A 15,295-nucleotide genomic window follows, 5' to 3' on the forward strand; every position below is an offset into this window, starting at 1 on the left:
ATGTTCCCGTCTTATAGAGGAGCGCGACTCATGACCGTGATCAAGCAAGACGACCTGATTCAGAGCGTTGCCGACGCCCTGCAATTCATTTCCTACTACCACCCCGTGGATTTCATCCAGGCGATGCACGAAGCCTACCTGCGCGAAGAGTCGCCAGCGGCCCGTGACTCCATGGCCCAGATCCTGATCAACTCGCGCATGTGCGCCACCGGCCATCGCCCGATCTGCCAGGACACCGGTATCGTCACCGTGTTCGTGCGCGTGGGCATGGACGTACGTTGGGATGGCGCCACCATGGGCCTGGACGACATGATCAACGAAGGTGTGCGTCGCGCCTACAACCTGCCGGAAAACGTCCTGCGTGCCTCGATTCTCGCCGATCCGGCCGGCGCGCGTAAAAACACCAAGGACAACACCCCTGCGGTCATCCACTACTCCATCGTTCCGGGCAACACCGTGGAAGTGGACGTGGCGGCCAAAGGCGGCGGCTCCGAGAACAAGTCGAAAATGGCCATGCTCAACCCGTCCGACTCGATCGTCGACTGGGTGCTCAAGACCGTTCCGACCATGGGCGCCGGCTGGTGCCCACCTGGCATGCTCGGCATCGGCATCGGCGGCACCGCCGAGAAAGCCGCCGTGATGGCCAAGGAAGTGTTGATGGAATCCATCGACATCCACGAGCTGAAAAAACGCGGCCCGCAGAACCGTATCGAAGAGATGCGCCTGGAGCTGTTCGAGAAGGTCAACCAACTGGGCATTGGCGCCCAGGGCCTGGGTGGCCTGACCACCGTGCTCGACGTGAAGATCATGGATTACCCGACCCACGCAGCCTCGTTGCCGGTGTGCATGATCCCCAACTGCGCCGCCACCCGTCACGCGCACTTCGTGCTCGACGGTTCGGGCCCGGCGTCGCTGGAGGCACCACCGTTGGACGCCTACCCGGAAATCGTCTGGGAGGCCGGCCCGTCTGCCCGCCGCGTCAACCTCGACACCCTGACCCCGGAAGACGTGCAGAGCTGGAAACCGGGCGAAACCGTGTTGCTCAACGGCAAGATGCTCACCGGTCGCGACGCGGCGCACAAGCGCATGGTCGAGATGCTGAACAAGGGTGAAACCCTGCCAGTGGACCTCAAGGGTCGCTTCATCTACTACGTCGGCCCGGTTGATCCAGTGCGCGAAGAAGTAGTCGGCCCAGCCGGCCCGACCACCGCCACGCGGATGGACAAGTTCACCCGTCAGATCCTTGATCAGACCGGCCTGTTGGGCATGATCGGTAAATCCGAACGCGGCCCGACCGCCATCGACGCGATCAAGGACCACAAAGCCGTGTACCTGATGGCCGTGGGCGGCGCTGCCTACCTGGTGGCGCAAGCTATCAAGAAGTCCCGCGTGGTGGCCTTCGCCGAACTGGGCATGGAAGCGATCTACGAGTTCGAGGTCAAAGACATGCCGGTCACCGTGGCGGTGGACAGCAAGGGCGAATCCGTCCACATCACCGGTCCTGCCATCTGGCAGAAAAAGATCAGTGAAAGCCTGGCGGTAGAAGTGCAATAAGCACTGCCTGAGCGACAGAAAAAGCGACCGCTGCGATCAGCACGGTCGCTTTTTTATTGCCTGCCGATTTCTCAATGACGGGCTTGCCGCAAAACCTGCGCAACCTGCCCATTTACAATGACCTGGCGCACCCCAAGACCGCTGCTGCTCATGCTATGGTGCACTCCCCTTACCGTGCCTGTTCATCACCGTATGATCGTGATCCCTCGCCCCCTGCGTTTGACCTTCTACTCCCTGCTGATCATCGCCGGTGCGGTACTGGCCGCCGCCCTGGCCACGCGGCATGCCGAACGCCAAGCCCTGGTGGACGATGCCGCCCGTGCCAATCAGCAATTGGCGCTGTATGCCAACTCCCTGCACACCCTGATCGAACGCTACCGCGCCCTGCCTGCGGTGCTGGCGCTGGATTCGGAAATGATCAACGCCTTGAAAGGTCCGCTGGACGGCGCCACCCAGGACTTGCTCAACCGCAAGCTGGAACGCATCAACGGCGCCGCGCAGTCGTCCACCCTGGAATTGATGGATCGCACCGGTCTGGCCGTCGCGGCCAGTAACTGGAACTTGCCGAGCAGTTATGTTGGCCACAACTACGCATTCCGGCCTTATTTTAGCCAGACCCGCAGCCAGGGCACCGGGCGTTTTTATGCGGTGGGGGTGACCACGGGCATTCCCGGCTATTTCCTGTCCAGCGCGGTACTGGACGAGCACGAGCAGTTCCTCGGCGCCATGGTGGTCAAGTTGGAGTTTCCCGAGCTTGAGCGCGAATGGGCCCAGGGCAATGATCTGCTGCTGGTCAGCGATGCGCGTGGCATCGTATTTATCGCCAACCAGCCGGGCTGGCGCTACCGCAACCTGCGACCGCTGTCGGACAGCGACCTCGCCGAACTCAAGGCCACCCGCCAATACGATAAGAAACAGCTGCAGCCGCTGGACACTCAGCCCCTGCAACGCTTCGACGAAAACAGTCACCTGATGCGCGTCAACGGCCCAGACGGCAGTGCCAATTACATCTGGGAATCCCTGCCGCTGAAGGCCGAAGGGTGGACCTTGCACCTGTTGCGCAAACCCCAGTTCGCTTTCGAAGACCAACGCAATGCCGGTCTGGCTGCTGCCGGTTCGTGGCTGGCGCTGGTGTTTCTGGTGCTGTTCCTGACCCAGCGTTGGCGCCTGGCACGCCTGCGCCAGCGCAGTCGCGAAGAGCTGGAGCGCCTGGTGGAAGAGCGCACCCAAGCCCTGCGCACTGCTCAGGATGGCCTGGTGCAGTCCGCCAAGCTGGCGGCCCTGGGGCAGATGTCGGCGGCCCTGGCCCATGAAATCAACCAGCCGCTGACAGCCCAGCGCATGCAACTGGCCACCCTGCGCCTGCTGCTCGACCATGGCCGCGTGGACGACGCCTACAAGGCTCTTGCGCCGCTGGACGATATGCTCACGCGCATGGCCGCGCTCACTGGCCATCTCAAGACCTTTGCGCGTAAAAGCCCCAGCGGCCTGCGCGAACGCCTGGACCTGGCCACCGTGGTCGACCAATCCCTGCACTTGCTCGACGCGCGCCTGCGCGACGAGAACATCGGCACTGTGCTGGACCTGACCCGCCCTGCCTGGGTACGCGGCGACGCGATCCGCCTGGAACAGGTGCTGATCAACCTGCTGCGCAACGCTCTGGATGCCATGGCCGACAAACCGCGCAAGCGCCTGGAAATCCGCCTGCACGCCGACCAGCAGCTGTGGCAGTTGACCGTCAGCGACAGCGGCGGCGGCATTGCCGAAGAACACTTGAACAGTGTGTTCGACCCGTTTTTCACCACCAAACCGGTGGGCGACGGGCTCGGCCTGGGGCTGGCGGTGTCCTACGCCATCGTGCACGAACTCGGCGGACGCCTGATCGCCGCTAACCGAGGCGACGGCGCGGTATTCACCCTGACCCTGCCCATCGCGCTGGAGACGCCGGACCTATGTTGAACGCGGTAATTGTGGTCGACGACGAAGCCAGTATCCGCACGGCCGTCGAACAATGGTTGAGCCTGTCCGGTTTTGAGGTGCAATTGTTCAGTCGCGCCGAGGAATGCCTGGCACAACTGCCCAGGGACTTTGCCGGAGTCATCCTCAGTGACGTGCGCATGCCCGGGCTCAGCGGCTTGGAACTGCTGGCCGAAGTGCAGCGGCGCGATGCGGACCTGCCGGTGATTCTGCTCACCGGCCATGGCGATGTGCCGATGGCCGTGGAAGCCATGCGCGACGGCGCCTACGACTTCCTGGAAAAGCCCTTCAGCCCCGACGCCTTGCTCAACAGCCTGCGCCGCGCCCTGGACAAGCGCGGGCTGGTCCTGGAAAACCGCCGCCTGCACCAGCAGGCCGGGCAGCGCGCGCAGTTGGAATCGAGCTTGCTCGGCATGTCCCGCGCGTTACAGAACCTGCGCCGCCAAGTGCTGGATCTGGCGGCGCTGCCGGTCAATGTGCTGATCCGTGGCGAGACCGGCAGCGGCAAGGAACTGGTCGCGCGCTGCCTGCATGATTTCGGTCCACGGGCGAAAAAGCCGTTCGTGGCGCTCAACTGCGCGGCGATCCCCGAGCAGCTGTTTGAGGCCGAGCTCTTCGGACACGAAAGCGGCGCCTTTACCGGGGCCCAGGGCAAACGCATCGGCAAACTGGAATACGCCCACGGCGGTACGCTGTTTCTCGACGAAATCGAAAGCATGCCCCTGGCCCAACAAGTCAAACTGCTGCGGGTACTGCAAGAGCAGAAGCTGGAGCGCCTGGGTTCCAACCAGAGCATCCCTGTGGACCTGCGCATCATCGCCGCGACCAAACCCGATTTGCTGGAAGAGGCCCGCGCCGGACGCTTTCGCGAAGACCTGGCGTATCGCCTGAACGTCGCACAGTTGCGCCTGCCGCCGCTGCGCGAGCGGCGCGAAGACATTCCCCTGCTCTACGAGCACTTCGCCCAGAGCGCCGCCGAGCGCCTTGGGCGCCATGTTGAGCCCTTGAGCGGCGCGCAGTTGGGGCGTCTGCTCAGCCATGACTGGCCGGGTAATGTGCGAGAGTTGGCCAACGTTGCCGAACGCCAGGTGCTGGGCCTGGGCGAGCCGGAACCGGACACTGTCGAAACCGGGCAATCCCTGGCGGCGCAGCAGGAAGCCTTTGAAGCGCAGTGCCTGAAAGCTGCGTTGACCCGACACAAGGGCGATATCAAAGCGGTGCTCGCGGAACTGCAACTGCCGCGACGCACCTTCAATGAAAAAATGCAGCGCCACGGCCTGACCCGAGAAATGTTTCTGCCGGACGAGTGAGCGGATTTCCGCTCATCACCACCAAAATCATCAGCGACTTTTCGCTCAAAATTCTCCTCAAACCCTTCTAAACCGGGCCTTCATCCCCTTGGCACAGCTCATGCTATAGCCCCAGCCAGGCAACGCTCGCGCTGCTCCATAAAAACAACTAGATGAAGGATCCTTCGATGGATAACTCCAACACCCTGCCTGCGGGGTCGGCGGCTTCGCCGGCCAAAGAACGCACCACCACCAGCCGGATCAAATCGATCTTCAGCGGCTCGGTGGGCAACATGGTCGAGTGGTATGACTGGTACGTCTATGCCGCCTTCTCGCTGTATTTCGCCAAAGCCTTCTTCCCCAAAGGCGACACCACCGCCCAATTGCTCAACACCGCCGCGATCTTCGCCGTGGGCTTCCTGATGCGCCCGATCGGCGGCTGGCTGATGGGCTTGTATGCGGACTACAAAGGGCGCAAGGCCGCGCTGATGGCCTCGGTGCTGCTGATGTGCTTCGGCTCGCTGATCATCGCCCTCAGCCCCGGCTATGAAACCATCGGCGTCGGCGCGCCGATCCTGCTGGTGTTTGCCCGCTTGCTGCAAGGTTTGTCGGTGGGTGGCGAATACGGCACCTCGGCCACCTACCTCAGCGAGATGGCAACCAAGGAACGCCGTGGTTTCTTCTCAAGCTTCCAATACGTAACCCTGATCTCCGGCCAGCTCATCGCGCTGGCGGTGTTGATCGTGCTGCAACAAGTGCTGACCACCGAACAACTTTACGCCTGGGGCTGGCGTATTCCGTTCGCCATCGGCGCCCTGTGTGCCGTGGTTGCGTTGTACCTGCGTCGTGGCATGGAAGAAACCGAGTCGTTTACCAAGAAGGAAAAAGCCAAGGAAAGCGCCATGCGCACCTTGCTGCGTCACCCCAAGGAATTGATGACCGTGGTCGGCCTGACCATGGGCGGCACCCTGGCCTTCTACACCTACACCACTTACATGCAGAAGTACCTGGTGAACACTGTCGGCATGAGCATTTCCGACTCCACCACCATCTCGGCGGCGACGCTGTTTCTGTTCATGTGCCTGCAACCCATCATCGGCGGGCTGTCGGACAAGATCGGTCGCCGCCCCATCCTGATCGCCTTCGGCATCCTCGGTACGCTGTTCACCGTGCCGATCCTCACCACCTTGCACACCATCCAAACCTGGTGGGGAGCGTTCTTCCTGATCATGGCGGCGCTGATCATCGTCAGCGGCTACACCTCGATCAACGCGGTGGTCAAAGCCGAACTGTTCCCCACCGAAATCCGCGCCCTGGGCGTGGGCCTGCCGTATGCACTGACCGTATCGATCTTCGGCGGGACTGCGGAATACATCGCGCTGTGGTTCAAAAGCATCGGCATGGAAACCGGTTACTACTGGTACGTGACCGCCTGCATCGCGGTGTCGCTGATGGTCTACGTGACCATGAAAGACACTCGCAAACATTCGCGGATTACTACGAACTAACGGTTGGATGCAGTAACAAATGTGGGAGGGGCTTGTCCCCTCCCACATCTAGGGTTCCCGCCTTTTCTGCAAGGTGACCATCTCATTATTTTGAGTCAGGACACCTCTGCTATTGGGCTCCGGCCATACCGCCGCTGTGCATACGACGCCCCAGCAATCATCACCACCAGCACCGCCGCCAATACCGCCGAGGACCCAATGGTGCCGAAATCCAAGCCGCCTTTTTCATAGGGCTTGGTCAAGAAGTCGCCCAAGGTCGCACCAAACGGCCGGGTCAACACAAATGCCACCCAGAACAACAGCACCGACGAGATTTGGGTGAAGTACTTGAGCGCTACCACCGCTGCGATGGTCGAGCCAATCAGCAATGCTCCGCCAGCGAAGCCCAACCCCGAATCATCCGCCAGGAAGTCGCCCAGGGCCGTGCCCAGGGTGTTGGAAAACAGGATGGCCATCCAATAGAACAACTCGCCTCGGAACGTCTGCACCTTGTTCACGTTCAGTGAGTCGCCACTGAGGTGCCACAGGGCGAAGATGATGATCAGTATCACGATCAGAATCATCGAACCGGTGGCGTACCCCAGGCCCAGGGTGCGATCCATGAAGTCGGACATGGTAGTGCCTGCAGTGCTGGTGGATAAAATCACGATCCAATACAGCACCGGGTTGTAGGTTTTCGACCAAAGTTGTGTCACCAGAGTGACCAGGAACACGCTGATCAAAATCATCGAGCTAAGGGCGTAACCGACGTTGAGGGTCATCGATAGCAAGTCACCGGCGGTTTCGCCCAGGGTGGTTGCGCAGATTTTCATGACCCAGAACGCCAGGGTGATCTGAGGAAGTTTATTCATGCGGTAGAAGGCTCCGAGGCTCAGTCTTATAAGGGGTGTCGACCTTGGCGCAGACTGAACGGGCCGCTGTGAAAAAGAGGTGGACGCTGAATGAAAATTCTATGGGCGGATGGAAATTCGTCGCTATGGATTGCACTATGGCTGCCTTCCAGAACCCCCGCAGCAGGAACCCGGCCATGCCTGACGATATCCACTTCTACGAACCCGCCAACGGCCACGGCCTGCCTCATGATCCGTTCAATGCCATCGTCGGTCCCCGGCCGATTGGCTGGATTTCGTCCCACGACCAAGCAGGCCGCCTGAACCTGGCGCCCTACAGTTTCTTCAATGCGTTCAATTACGTTCCGCCGATCATTGGGTTCTCCAGCGTTGGGCGCAAAGACAGCCTGAACAATATCGAACAGACCGGCGAGTTCGTCTGGAACCTGGCGACTCGCCCGCTGGCCGAGCAGATGAATCAGAGCTGCGCGGCGGTGGCGCCCGAGGTGGATGAATTTGCGTTATCCGGCCTGACACCGGTGGCGTCGAAGATCGTCAGCGTGCCACGGGTGGGTGAAAGCCCGGTGTCGTTCGAATGCAAAGTCACCCAGATCATCCAGCTGCAACGCGCCGATCAAACCCTGGTACCGAGCTGGTTGGTGCTGGGCGAAGTGGTTGCGGTGCACATCGCCAAATGGCTGCTCAAGGACGGCATCTATGACACCGCCGCGGCCGAGCCGATTCTGCGCGGCGGAGGCCCGGCGGACTACTTCCAGCTAGGGCCGGAGGCGCTGTTCAAGATGTACCGCCCAGGCGCCAGCAAACCCTGACTGAAATAACCGAAGGCCCCTGCCGCAGTTTCAGCTGGCGGCATTCGCCCAGGTCAGTTGACCCTCTTCATCGACATCGACCAACTGCTCAAGCTGCACGACGGCCGCATCATCGGCATCCGAAGCCGTCTTGAACGTCTGCCCGTCGAGGATCTTGTGAAACCGTGGGGCGCCCATGCCGTCCAGCGCCTTCACGGCGACGGCGGCGCTGTAGCCCCCTTCCCCCGGTACAACAGCGGAAACGGCTTCGTGATGGGCAAATTGTTTACGTGCCATATTGCAGGTCCTGGCCAATGAAAAGTCGGCCATTCTAAACCGCTTCAACCGGCGAGTTGCAGGTACTCGCCATAGGCGTGGGCGGCGGACGCATCGGTGAAGGTCTGGAAGTCCATGCTGCGCACGACCATGTCGTTCAACAGCTCGGTAAAGATCATCAGGGCCGGCGAGTTGAAGTAAGCGCTCATCGCCTGCTCACTGCTCCAAAAACCTGAGACCAGCCACACATCGGGGTCGACCTGGGAATGCTGCAAGGAGAATTGCAGACAACCCTGCGCCTGACGGCCCGGTTCAATCAAACTGCTCAAGCGTGCACCCAGTTCGGTGCTGCACCCGCTGCGGGCGCGGATAAAGGCCATATGGCTTGCGGGAATGGGGGTGGACATATTCGACTCTCCCGTTGAGAAGTGATGCTCGGCAAGCACTGTGAGGGGCGTGTTGCCACAGGATCAACAATAGCGGCGCGGGCGCGTAGTCGGTTAGTCGATTCCTGCCGGCTTATTGCACAATCCTGCGAGAAGCCTGAAACCGCTGTGCAGACCCGCGGTTTCAGGCAAAGCAAGAACGCCGTATTACAGGCCCGTGACCGGTAACGGGCTTGCCTGATTCACGACGGGCCGCAGGATCAGGCAAGGATTGTGCAGAATCGACCTAACACTTTTTCAATAGCCGCCACTAAGCTGAGCTCCATCCAAGCACCGCCCAGAGGACATCCCATGCCGTCGCTCGACCACCTCTCCCCGCCCCTCGATGCCGAGATGGAAAAACAGCGTGCCGAACTCGCCAGCATCGTGCATCGGCATACCTGGGAAGACGGCTCTTACGGCACGGCAATTACTTCGCTGTTCATGAACCGCCACAACACGCCGCGGGATTTCGCGCCGGTGCTGGTGGAGCCGGCGCTGTGCATCCTCGCCAGTGGCAGCAAGGAAGTGCGCCTGGCCGACGAGGTCTTCGCCTACGACCCCCTCAATTACTTGGTGTTCTCGGTGGCGATGCCGGTGGCCGGGCGGATCATCGACGCCACACCCGAGGACCCGAACCTGTCGGTGCGTATCAATATCGACCCGGCCCAGTTGACCGCCCTGATCGCCGAAGCCGGCCCCATGGGCGTGCCCACGCGCCCGACCTCCCGCGGGATGTACGTGGACCGCATCGACACCCAGCTGCTCGACGCCGTGCTGCGCCTGGCGCGTTTGCTGGACACGCCCAAAGATATCGCCATGCTCGCGCCGTTGATCAATCGGGAGATCCTCTACCGCTTGCTGCGTGGGCCGCAGGGCTATCGGCTGTATGAAATTGCCGTGGCCAACAGCCAGAGCCATCGAGTCAGCCAGGCGATCAAATGGCTCAACGGCAACTATGAGCAACCCCTGCGCATCGATGACCTGGCCAAGGAAGTGAACCTGAGCGTGTCGACCTTGCACCATCGCTTCAAGGCGATCACGGCAATGAGCCCGCTGCAGTACCAGAAGCAGCTGCGTTTACAGGAAGCGCGACGCCTGATGATCGCCGAAGGGTTGGAAGCGTCGGCGGCAGGCTATCGGGTGGGGTATGAAAGCCCATCGCAGTTCAGCCGCGAGTACAGCCGCTTGTTCGGCGCACCACCGCTGCGGGATCTGGCGCGGCTGCGCCAAAGCATCTGATACACCAGAGAAAACCATTGCAGCCGAGGGTGTGCTCGATAGCAGTGCGTCGGCGGCAAATGGGCTGACTGAGCCACTGCTATCGGGGGCCAGTCGAATCGTCGCACCGCCCCTCCCATATTTGTCCGATAGTCTTATCAGTCCAGGGTTCGGGGCAGTTGCAGGGTGACGCGCAAGCCGCCCTCGCGCAGGTTCTGCAAACTCACTTCGCCGCCATGGCTGTGGGCGATGTTGCGTGCGATACCCAACCCCAGGCCGTAGCCCTGTTGTTGGCCGGCGAGCCGAAAGTGCGGTTCGAAGACTTGCTCCAGACGCTGCTCCGGCACCCCGGGGCCTTCGTCGTCCACATGCAGGATGAACTGCACGCCATCGTCCTCGATATGCAGATGAGCGTTTTGCCCGTACTTCAACGCGTTGTCGATCAGGTTGCCGATGCAGCGCTTGAGGGCCAGCGGCTTGCCCGGGTACGTCGCCAGCGCCATGCCGTCCAGGGTTACGCGGCCGTTGCCGCTGGGCGCCACGTAGGGCTCCACCAGGCATTCGAGCACATGGTTGAGGTCCACCGGCTGGATGTTCTCGTGGATATCGGTGTCTTTCACGCATTGCAGCGCACCCTTGACCAGCAGTTCCAGCTCATCCAGGTCGCGACCGAACTTGGCTTGCAGGTTCTCATCTTCAAGCAGCTCCACGCGCAGGCGCAGACGTGTGATCGGCGTGCGCAGGTCGTGGGAAATTGCACTGAACAACTGGCTGCGCTCGGTCAGGTAGCGGCTGATGCGTTCGCGCATGGCATTGAATGCACGCCCCACTTCTACCACCTCGCTGCCGCCGCCTTCGGCTACCGGTTCGACGTCGGCGCCCAGGGACATGTCCCGCGCCGCCCGCGCCAAGCGTTTGAGGGGCCGGCTCTGCCAGTGCACCAACAAACCGATAAACAGCAGTAGAAGGCCGCTGGTCAACACGATGAACCACACCTGCTGAGACGGCAGGCCCTGTTCTTCGAGGCTGGTGTAGGGTTCGGGCAGCAGCGAAGCGATATACAGCCATTCGCCAGGCGCCAGTTGGATCTGGGTCACCAGCACTGGCGGGTTCACCGGCTCCAGGGTCAGCGCGTAATGGGCCCAGGACCGTGGCAATTCATCGAGCTTGAGGCCCGCGTTGAAAATCCGCAGGTCTTCGGCGCTGACGAATTCCACTGAGATGTGCACATCAGCGCCCAGGGTCTGGCGCAACACTTCATCCACCGCTACCAGCACCGCTTGTTTGCGCGGAGTTTCAGGCAGCACTTGCATGTCGAGGGGGCGATCGTTGAGGGTCACCACAAAGCGAGTGCCGCCCATGCTGCGCAGTTGGTCGAGCACCAATGGGCGATAGGCCACCGGCAGGGAACGGAAGTAACTCACGCTGGCGGTCATCGAATGCGCCAGGCTGCGCGCGCTGGTGACCAGACCTTCGAGCTGGGTGGCGCGCAATTGCGAGACCCAGATCACGCTGGACAGCGCCTGGGCGAACAGCACCACCAGCAGCGTGAGCAACAACATGCGCCCCAATAGCGAGCGTGGCACCGGAAAGCGGCGGCGACGTTCGGCTACTGGTTCAGTGGGCATTGCCGGCAACCACGTTGGCTGCCAGTTGATAGCCGCTGCCGCGTACGGTGCGGATCAGCCGTGGAGGCTTTTCGGTATCGCGCAGGCGTTGGCGCAGACGGCTGACCGCCATGTCGACGATACGGTCCAGCGGCATCAGGTCGCGGCCACGGGTGGCGTTGCCGATGGTGTCGCGGTCGAGAATTTCCTGGGGATGATCGAGAAACAATTTGAGCAGGGCAAAGTCGGCGCCGGACAGAATCACTTCTTCGCCATCGACGTGAAACAGGCGGTGGCTGATCATGTCCAGGCGCCACTCGTCGAACACCACCACGTCGCCGCCAGTATTGCGCTCCTGGCCGAACTGACAACGGCGCAACAGCGCTTTGATCCGCGCTTGCAGCTCACGTGGGCTGAACGGCTTACCGATGTAGTCATCGGCGCCCAGCTCCAGGCCGATCACGCGGTCGGCTTCGTCGGAGCTGGCGGTGAGCATGATGATCGGCACCTGCGCCTGGCGCGGGTGCTGGCGAACCCAGCGACACAGGCTGAAACCGTCTTCGTCCGGCAACATCACATCAAGGATCACCAGATCGCACGGCGCGTCGTTCATCGCCTGACGGAACCCCGCGCCATCGGCCACGCCCCGCACCTGGAAGCCGGCGCGACTGAGGTAGGTTTGCAGCAATTCGCGGATTTCCTGGTCGTCGTCGACCAGGAGAATGGATTTACTGATAACGCTCACGAGGGGCCTCCTTGTTGTTATGGGGTGTTGTTGCTGGCCTCATCGGGGGCAAGCCCCCTTCCACACGGCTGAGGGTGGCTATCACTGCCTAAGCAAATGCCTGTTCTAACGCCACCCCCGCCCCGGTCAAGCCGGAATACGGCGCCGTCACCAGCCACACCGGAATACCGTTGAAGTACTCGCTCATGCAGCCTTTGTCACGAAAGCTCTTGGCAAAGCCGCTGTGGATAAAGAAGTCGGCAAATCTCGGAATCACCCCGCCCACGATATACACGCCACCGCGCGCGCCGGTGGTGAGCACGTTGTTACCGGCCACACGACCCAGCCAGATGCTGAACTGATCCAATACTTCCATGGCGATCGGATCGCCGGCCAGGCCCGCCGCCGTGATGGCTTCGGGCGTGTCCAGCACCGGCACATGGCCGTCCACCGCACAAATCGCCCGATACAGACGCGGCAAGCCGCCGCCGCTCAAGGCAGTTTCGGCGCTGACATGACCGATCTCGTTGTAAATGTGCTGCCACAGCTGGGTTTCCCGTGGGCTGCTCAGGGGCAGGTCGACATGGCCGCCCTCCCCCGGCAACGCCGCGAACCGGCCGGCGCCAAGGTCCAGCAAGGTGCCGACCCCCAGCCCGGTGCCTGGGCCGATCACCACCGCTGGGCGCAACGGCTCGGGCGTGCCTTCGCAAACCACGCGGAATTCGTCGGGTTGCAGGCGCGTCATGCCCAGAGCCATGGCCGAGAAATCGTTGACCAGCAGCAGTTCATCCACCTGCAACGTTTTGCAGAATGCGGTCTTGCTCAAGCGCCAGTGATTGTTAGTGAACTTGAACTCATCGCCACTCACCGGCCCCGCCACCGACAGGCACACCGCGCCGATGTCGCCGACGCTCAGGCCCTCTTCCTTGAGGTAGACCTGGATGGCCGCCTCAGGGCTGTCGTGATCCGCCGTGGCGTGCACGCGGATCGAATGCAGGGCTTGATCCCGCCACAACGCGAAACGGGCGTTGGTACCACCGATGTCACCGACCAGCGCTAACTTCACTTAAGCGTCTCCAGGGCAGAGGTAAAGGCGCTGGCGCCCTGCTCTGCGGAGCTTGCGGCCAAGCGCATAAATGCAAACAGCTCGCGACCGGCCCCCACGTTATTGCCCAACAGGCCCGTGGCAGGCGCTCGCGCTGCAAATTCTTCGGCGTCCACCTTAAGCTCCAGGGTGCCTTTGACGCCATCCACGCGAATGATATCGCCATCGCGCACGCGCGCCAGCGGCCCGCCGCTTTGGGCTTCGGGGTTCACATGGATCGCGGCGGGAATCTTACCCGACGCGCCGGACATGCGCCCATCTGTTACCAAGGCCACTTTGAAACCACGGTCCTGCAACACGCCAAGGAACGGCGTCATTTTGTGCAGTTCCGGCATGCCATTGGAGCGCGGGCCCTGGAAGCGCATCACCGCCACGAAATCTTTTTCCAACTCGCCGGCCTTGAACGCGTCGGCCAGGTCCTGCTGGTCCTGGAACACCACCGCCGGCGCTTCCACGATCTGGTGCTCAAGGGCCACGGCGGAGACTTTCATCACACCACGACCGAGGTTGCCTTCCATTACCCGCAGCCCGCCTTCGGGCGAGAACGCACGGGCCACCGGGCGCAGGATGGCTTCGTCGAGGCTTTCGATGGGGCCGTCGCGCCAGATCAGCTCGCCGTCGACCAGGAACGGTTCCTGGGTGTAGCGGCTCAGGCCTTTGCCGGCCACGGTGTTGACGTCTTCATGCAACAGCCCGGCTTCCAGCAGTTCACGGATCAGGAACGACATACCGCCCGCTGCCTGGAAGTGGTTGATATCGGCTTTGCCGTTTGGATAAACGTGGGACAGGGTCGGCACCACCTCGGAGAGGTCGGCCATGTCCTGCCAGGTCAGGATGATGCCCGCCGACATGGCGATGGCCGGCATGTGCAGGGTGTGGTTGGTGGAGCCACCGGTGGCATTCAGGGCCACGATGGAGTTGACGATGGATTTTTCGTCGACGATCTCGCCGATCGGTGTGAAGTTGCCGTTGGCCTTGGTCAGCCGCGTGACCTGGTGCGCGGCTTCGCGGGTCAACGCATCGCGCAGCGGTGTATACGGGTTGACGAACGACGCGCCCGGCAGGTGCAGGCCCATCACTTCCATCAGCAGTTGGTTGGTGTTGGCGGTGCCGTAGAAGGTGCAGGTGCCGGGGCTGTGGTAGGACTGCATCTCCGATTCCAGCAGCTCCTCGCGGCTGGCCTTGCCTTCGGCGTAGCGCTGGCGCACATCGGCTTTCTGTTTGTTGGAGATGCCCGACGGCATCGGCCCGCCCGGCACGAAGATCATCGGCAAATGCCCGTAGCGCAGCGCGCCCATCATCAGGCCAGGCACGATCTTGTCGCAGATGCCCAGCATCAGCGCCGCATCGAACATGTTGTGGGACAGCGCCACCGCCGTGGACATGGCGATGACTTCACGACTGAGCAGGCTCAGCTCCATGCCCGGTTCGCCCTGGGTCACACCATCGCACATCGCCGGAGTGCCGCCAGCGAATTGGCCGACCGAGCCCACTTCACGTAGGGCTTTCTTTATTTGTTCAGGGAAATGTTCGTAGGGCTGATGCGCCGAGAGCATGTCGTTATATGAAGAAACAATTGCCACGTTGGCAGCATTCATCATGCGCAGGCTCTGTTTGTCTTCGGTGCCGCACCCGGCCACGCCATGGGCGAAGTTGGCGCATTGCAGCTTACCGCGCATCGGACCGTCGCTGGCTGCGCCGCGGATGAGCGCAAGGTAAGCCTCGCGGGTGGCGCGGCTGCGGGCGATAAGCCGTTCGGTGACCTCAAGGACGCGGGGATGCATGTGTAGAACTCCAGGCTAACGGATGTGGCGACCTGAGTGTCTATGCTGATCAAACGCCCACAGCGCATGGGATGGCAGGGTGTCGTTTGGATCATCGGACCAGTTGATTCAGGTCACTCGTTGTAGATTGAACAAAATATTGCCACTAAAAAGGCTTGTTTTCTATTTTTATGCGAATAATCTTGT

13 protein-coding genes are annotated in these 15,295 nt (G+C 61.7%); 6 read left to right on the forward strand and 7 right to left on the reverse strand.

What is annotated here, in order from left to right; all coding sequences use genetic code 11:
* Positions 1-30 precede the first annotated feature (30 nt).
* From ACFZPT_RS12340 to ACFZPT_RS12355, 4 genes are all read left to right on the forward strand, one after another.
* A complete protein-coding gene (locus ACFZPT_RS12340) occupies positions 31-1,554 on the forward strand; it encodes a fumarate hydratase (RefSeq protein WP_034100239.1) in 1,524 nt (507 codons plus the stop codon).
* A gap of 192 nt (positions 1,555-1,746) precedes the next feature.
* Positions 1,747-3,513, forward strand: a complete 1,767-nt coding sequence (locus tag ACFZPT_RS12345; protein ID WP_034100241.1) for an ATP-binding protein — start codon at positions 1,747-1,749, stop codon at positions 3,511-3,513.
* Entirely contained in the window at positions 3,507-4,841 is a 1,335-nt protein-coding gene (locus ACFZPT_RS12350) for a sigma-54 dependent transcriptional regulator (protein ID WP_034114990.1), read from the forward strand. The genes ACFZPT_RS12345 and ACFZPT_RS12350 overlap by 7 nt, the downstream gene beginning before the upstream one ends.
* Positions 4,842-5,008: 167 nt before the next feature.
* Positions 5,009-6,328, forward strand: coding sequence for an MFS transporter (locus ACFZPT_RS12355; RefSeq protein WP_034100245.1), 1,320 nt, complete (start codon positions 5,009-5,011; stop codon positions 6,326-6,328).
* A 95-nt stretch (positions 6,329-6,423) separates the two neighbouring features.
* Here ACFZPT_RS12355 and ACFZPT_RS12360 read toward each other — a convergent pair whose 3' ends face one another.
* Positions 6,424-7,179 carry a membrane protein gene (locus tag ACFZPT_RS12360; protein WP_034114994.1) on the reverse strand — a complete coding sequence of 252 codons (756 nt, stop codon included), beginning with the start codon at positions 7,177-7,179 and terminating at the stop codon, positions 6,424-6,426.
* A 176-nt stretch (positions 7,180-7,355) separates the two neighbouring features.
* On the opposite strand from ACFZPT_RS12360, the gene ACFZPT_RS12365 reads away from it, so the two are divergent.
* Complete coding sequence (locus ACFZPT_RS12365; RefSeq protein ID WP_034114995.1) at positions 7,356-7,988, forward strand: flavin reductase family protein; 633 nt, start codon at positions 7,356-7,358, stop codon at positions 7,986-7,988.
* A gap of 30 nt (positions 7,989-8,018) precedes the next feature.
* Here ACFZPT_RS12365 and ACFZPT_RS12370 read toward each other — a convergent pair whose 3' ends face one another.
* Positions 8,019-8,264, reverse strand: coding sequence for a hypothetical protein (locus ACFZPT_RS12370; protein ID WP_034100250.1), 246 nt, complete (start codon positions 8,262-8,264; stop codon positions 8,019-8,021).
* Positions 8,265-8,308: 44 nt separating this feature from the next.
* On the reverse strand, positions 8,309-8,650 hold the full coding sequence (locus ACFZPT_RS12375; RefSeq protein ID WP_034100252.1) for an antibiotic biosynthesis monooxygenase family protein: 342 nt from the start codon (positions 8,648-8,650) through the stop codon (positions 8,309-8,311).
* 330 nt (positions 8,651-8,980) lie between these two features.
* Here ACFZPT_RS12375 and ACFZPT_RS12380 point away from each other — a divergent pair, with 330 nt between their 5' ends.
* Positions 8,981-9,910 carry an AraC family transcriptional regulator gene (locus tag ACFZPT_RS12380; protein ID WP_034114996.1) on the forward strand — a complete coding sequence of 310 codons (930 nt, stop codon included), beginning with the start codon at positions 8,981-8,983 and terminating at the stop codon, positions 9,908-9,910.
* 137 nt (positions 9,911-10,047) lie between these two features.
* Here the strand turns inward: ACFZPT_RS12380 and ACFZPT_RS12385 are convergent, their stop codons facing one another.
* The 4 genes from ACFZPT_RS12385 to edd form a co-directional block, all read right to left on the reverse strand.
* A complete protein-coding gene (locus tag ACFZPT_RS12385; protein WP_034100255.1) occupies positions 10,048-11,517 on the reverse strand; it encodes an ATP-binding protein in 1,470 nt (489 codons plus the stop codon).
* Positions 11,507-12,241, reverse strand: coding sequence for a response regulator (locus tag ACFZPT_RS12390; protein WP_034100258.1), 735 nt, complete (start codon positions 12,239-12,241; stop codon positions 11,507-11,509). Before ACFZPT_RS12390 ends, ACFZPT_RS12385 begins: the two co-directional genes overlap by 11 nt.
* Positions 12,242-12,329: 88 nt before the next feature.
* Complete coding sequence (locus ACFZPT_RS12395) at positions 12,330-13,286, reverse strand: glucokinase (RefSeq protein WP_034100260.1); 957 nt, start codon at positions 13,284-13,286, stop codon at positions 12,330-12,332.
* Positions 13,283-15,109 carry a phosphogluconate dehydratase gene (edd, locus tag ACFZPT_RS12400; protein ID WP_034100262.1) on the reverse strand — a complete coding sequence of 609 codons (1,827 nt, stop codon included), beginning with the start codon at positions 15,107-15,109 and terminating at the stop codon, positions 13,283-13,285. Before edd ends, ACFZPT_RS12395 begins: the two co-directional genes overlap by 4 nt.
* Positions 15,110-15,295: the final 186 nt, after the last annotated feature.

Origin of the sequence: Pseudomonas sp. MD330_10, from assembly GCF_042610415.1 — a bacterium.
Taxonomy (GTDB): Bacteria; Pseudomonadota; Gammaproteobacteria; order Pseudomonadales; family Pseudomonadaceae; genus Aquipseudomonas; species Aquipseudomonas rhodesiae.

Coding starts and splice junctions, on each gene's coding strand:
- ACFZPT_RS12340 (WP_034100239.1), top strand. CDS start 31: ATGACCGTGATCAAGCAAGACGACCTGATTCAGAGCGTTGCCGACGCC.
- ACFZPT_RS12345 (WP_034100241.1), top strand. CDS start 1,747: ATGATCGTGATCCCTCGCCCCCTGCGTTTGACCTTCTACTCCCTGCTG.
- ACFZPT_RS12350 (WP_034114990.1), top strand. CDS start 3,507: ATGTTGAACGCGGTAATTGTGGTCGACGACGAAGCCAGTATCCGCACG.
- ACFZPT_RS12355 (WP_034100245.1), top strand. CDS start 5,009: ATGGATAACTCCAACACCCTGCCTGCGGGGTCGGCGGCTTCGCCGGCC.
- ACFZPT_RS12360 (WP_034114994.1), bottom strand. CDS start 7,179: ATGAATAAACTTCCTCAGATCACCCTGGCGTTCTGGGTCATGAAAATC.
- ACFZPT_RS12365 (WP_034114995.1), top strand. CDS start 7,356: ATGCCTGACGATATCCACTTCTACGAACCCGCCAACGGCCACGGCCTG.
- ACFZPT_RS12370 (WP_034100250.1), bottom strand. CDS start 8,264: ATGGCACGTAAACAATTTGCCCATCACGAAGCCGTTTCCGCTGTTGTA.
- ACFZPT_RS12375 (WP_034100252.1), bottom strand. CDS start 8,650: ATGTCCACCCCCATTCCCGCAAGCCATATGGCCTTTATCCGCGCCCGC.
- ACFZPT_RS12380 (WP_034114996.1), top strand. CDS start 8,981: ATGCCGTCGCTCGACCACCTCTCCCCGCCCCTCGATGCCGAGATGGAA.
- ACFZPT_RS12385 (WP_034100255.1), bottom strand. CDS start 11,517: ATGCCCACTGAACCAGTAGCCGAACGTCGCCGCCGCTTTCCGGTGCCA.
- edd (WP_034100262.1), bottom strand. CDS start 15,109: ATGCATCCCCGCGTCCTTGAGGTCACCGAACGGCTTATCGCCCGCAGC.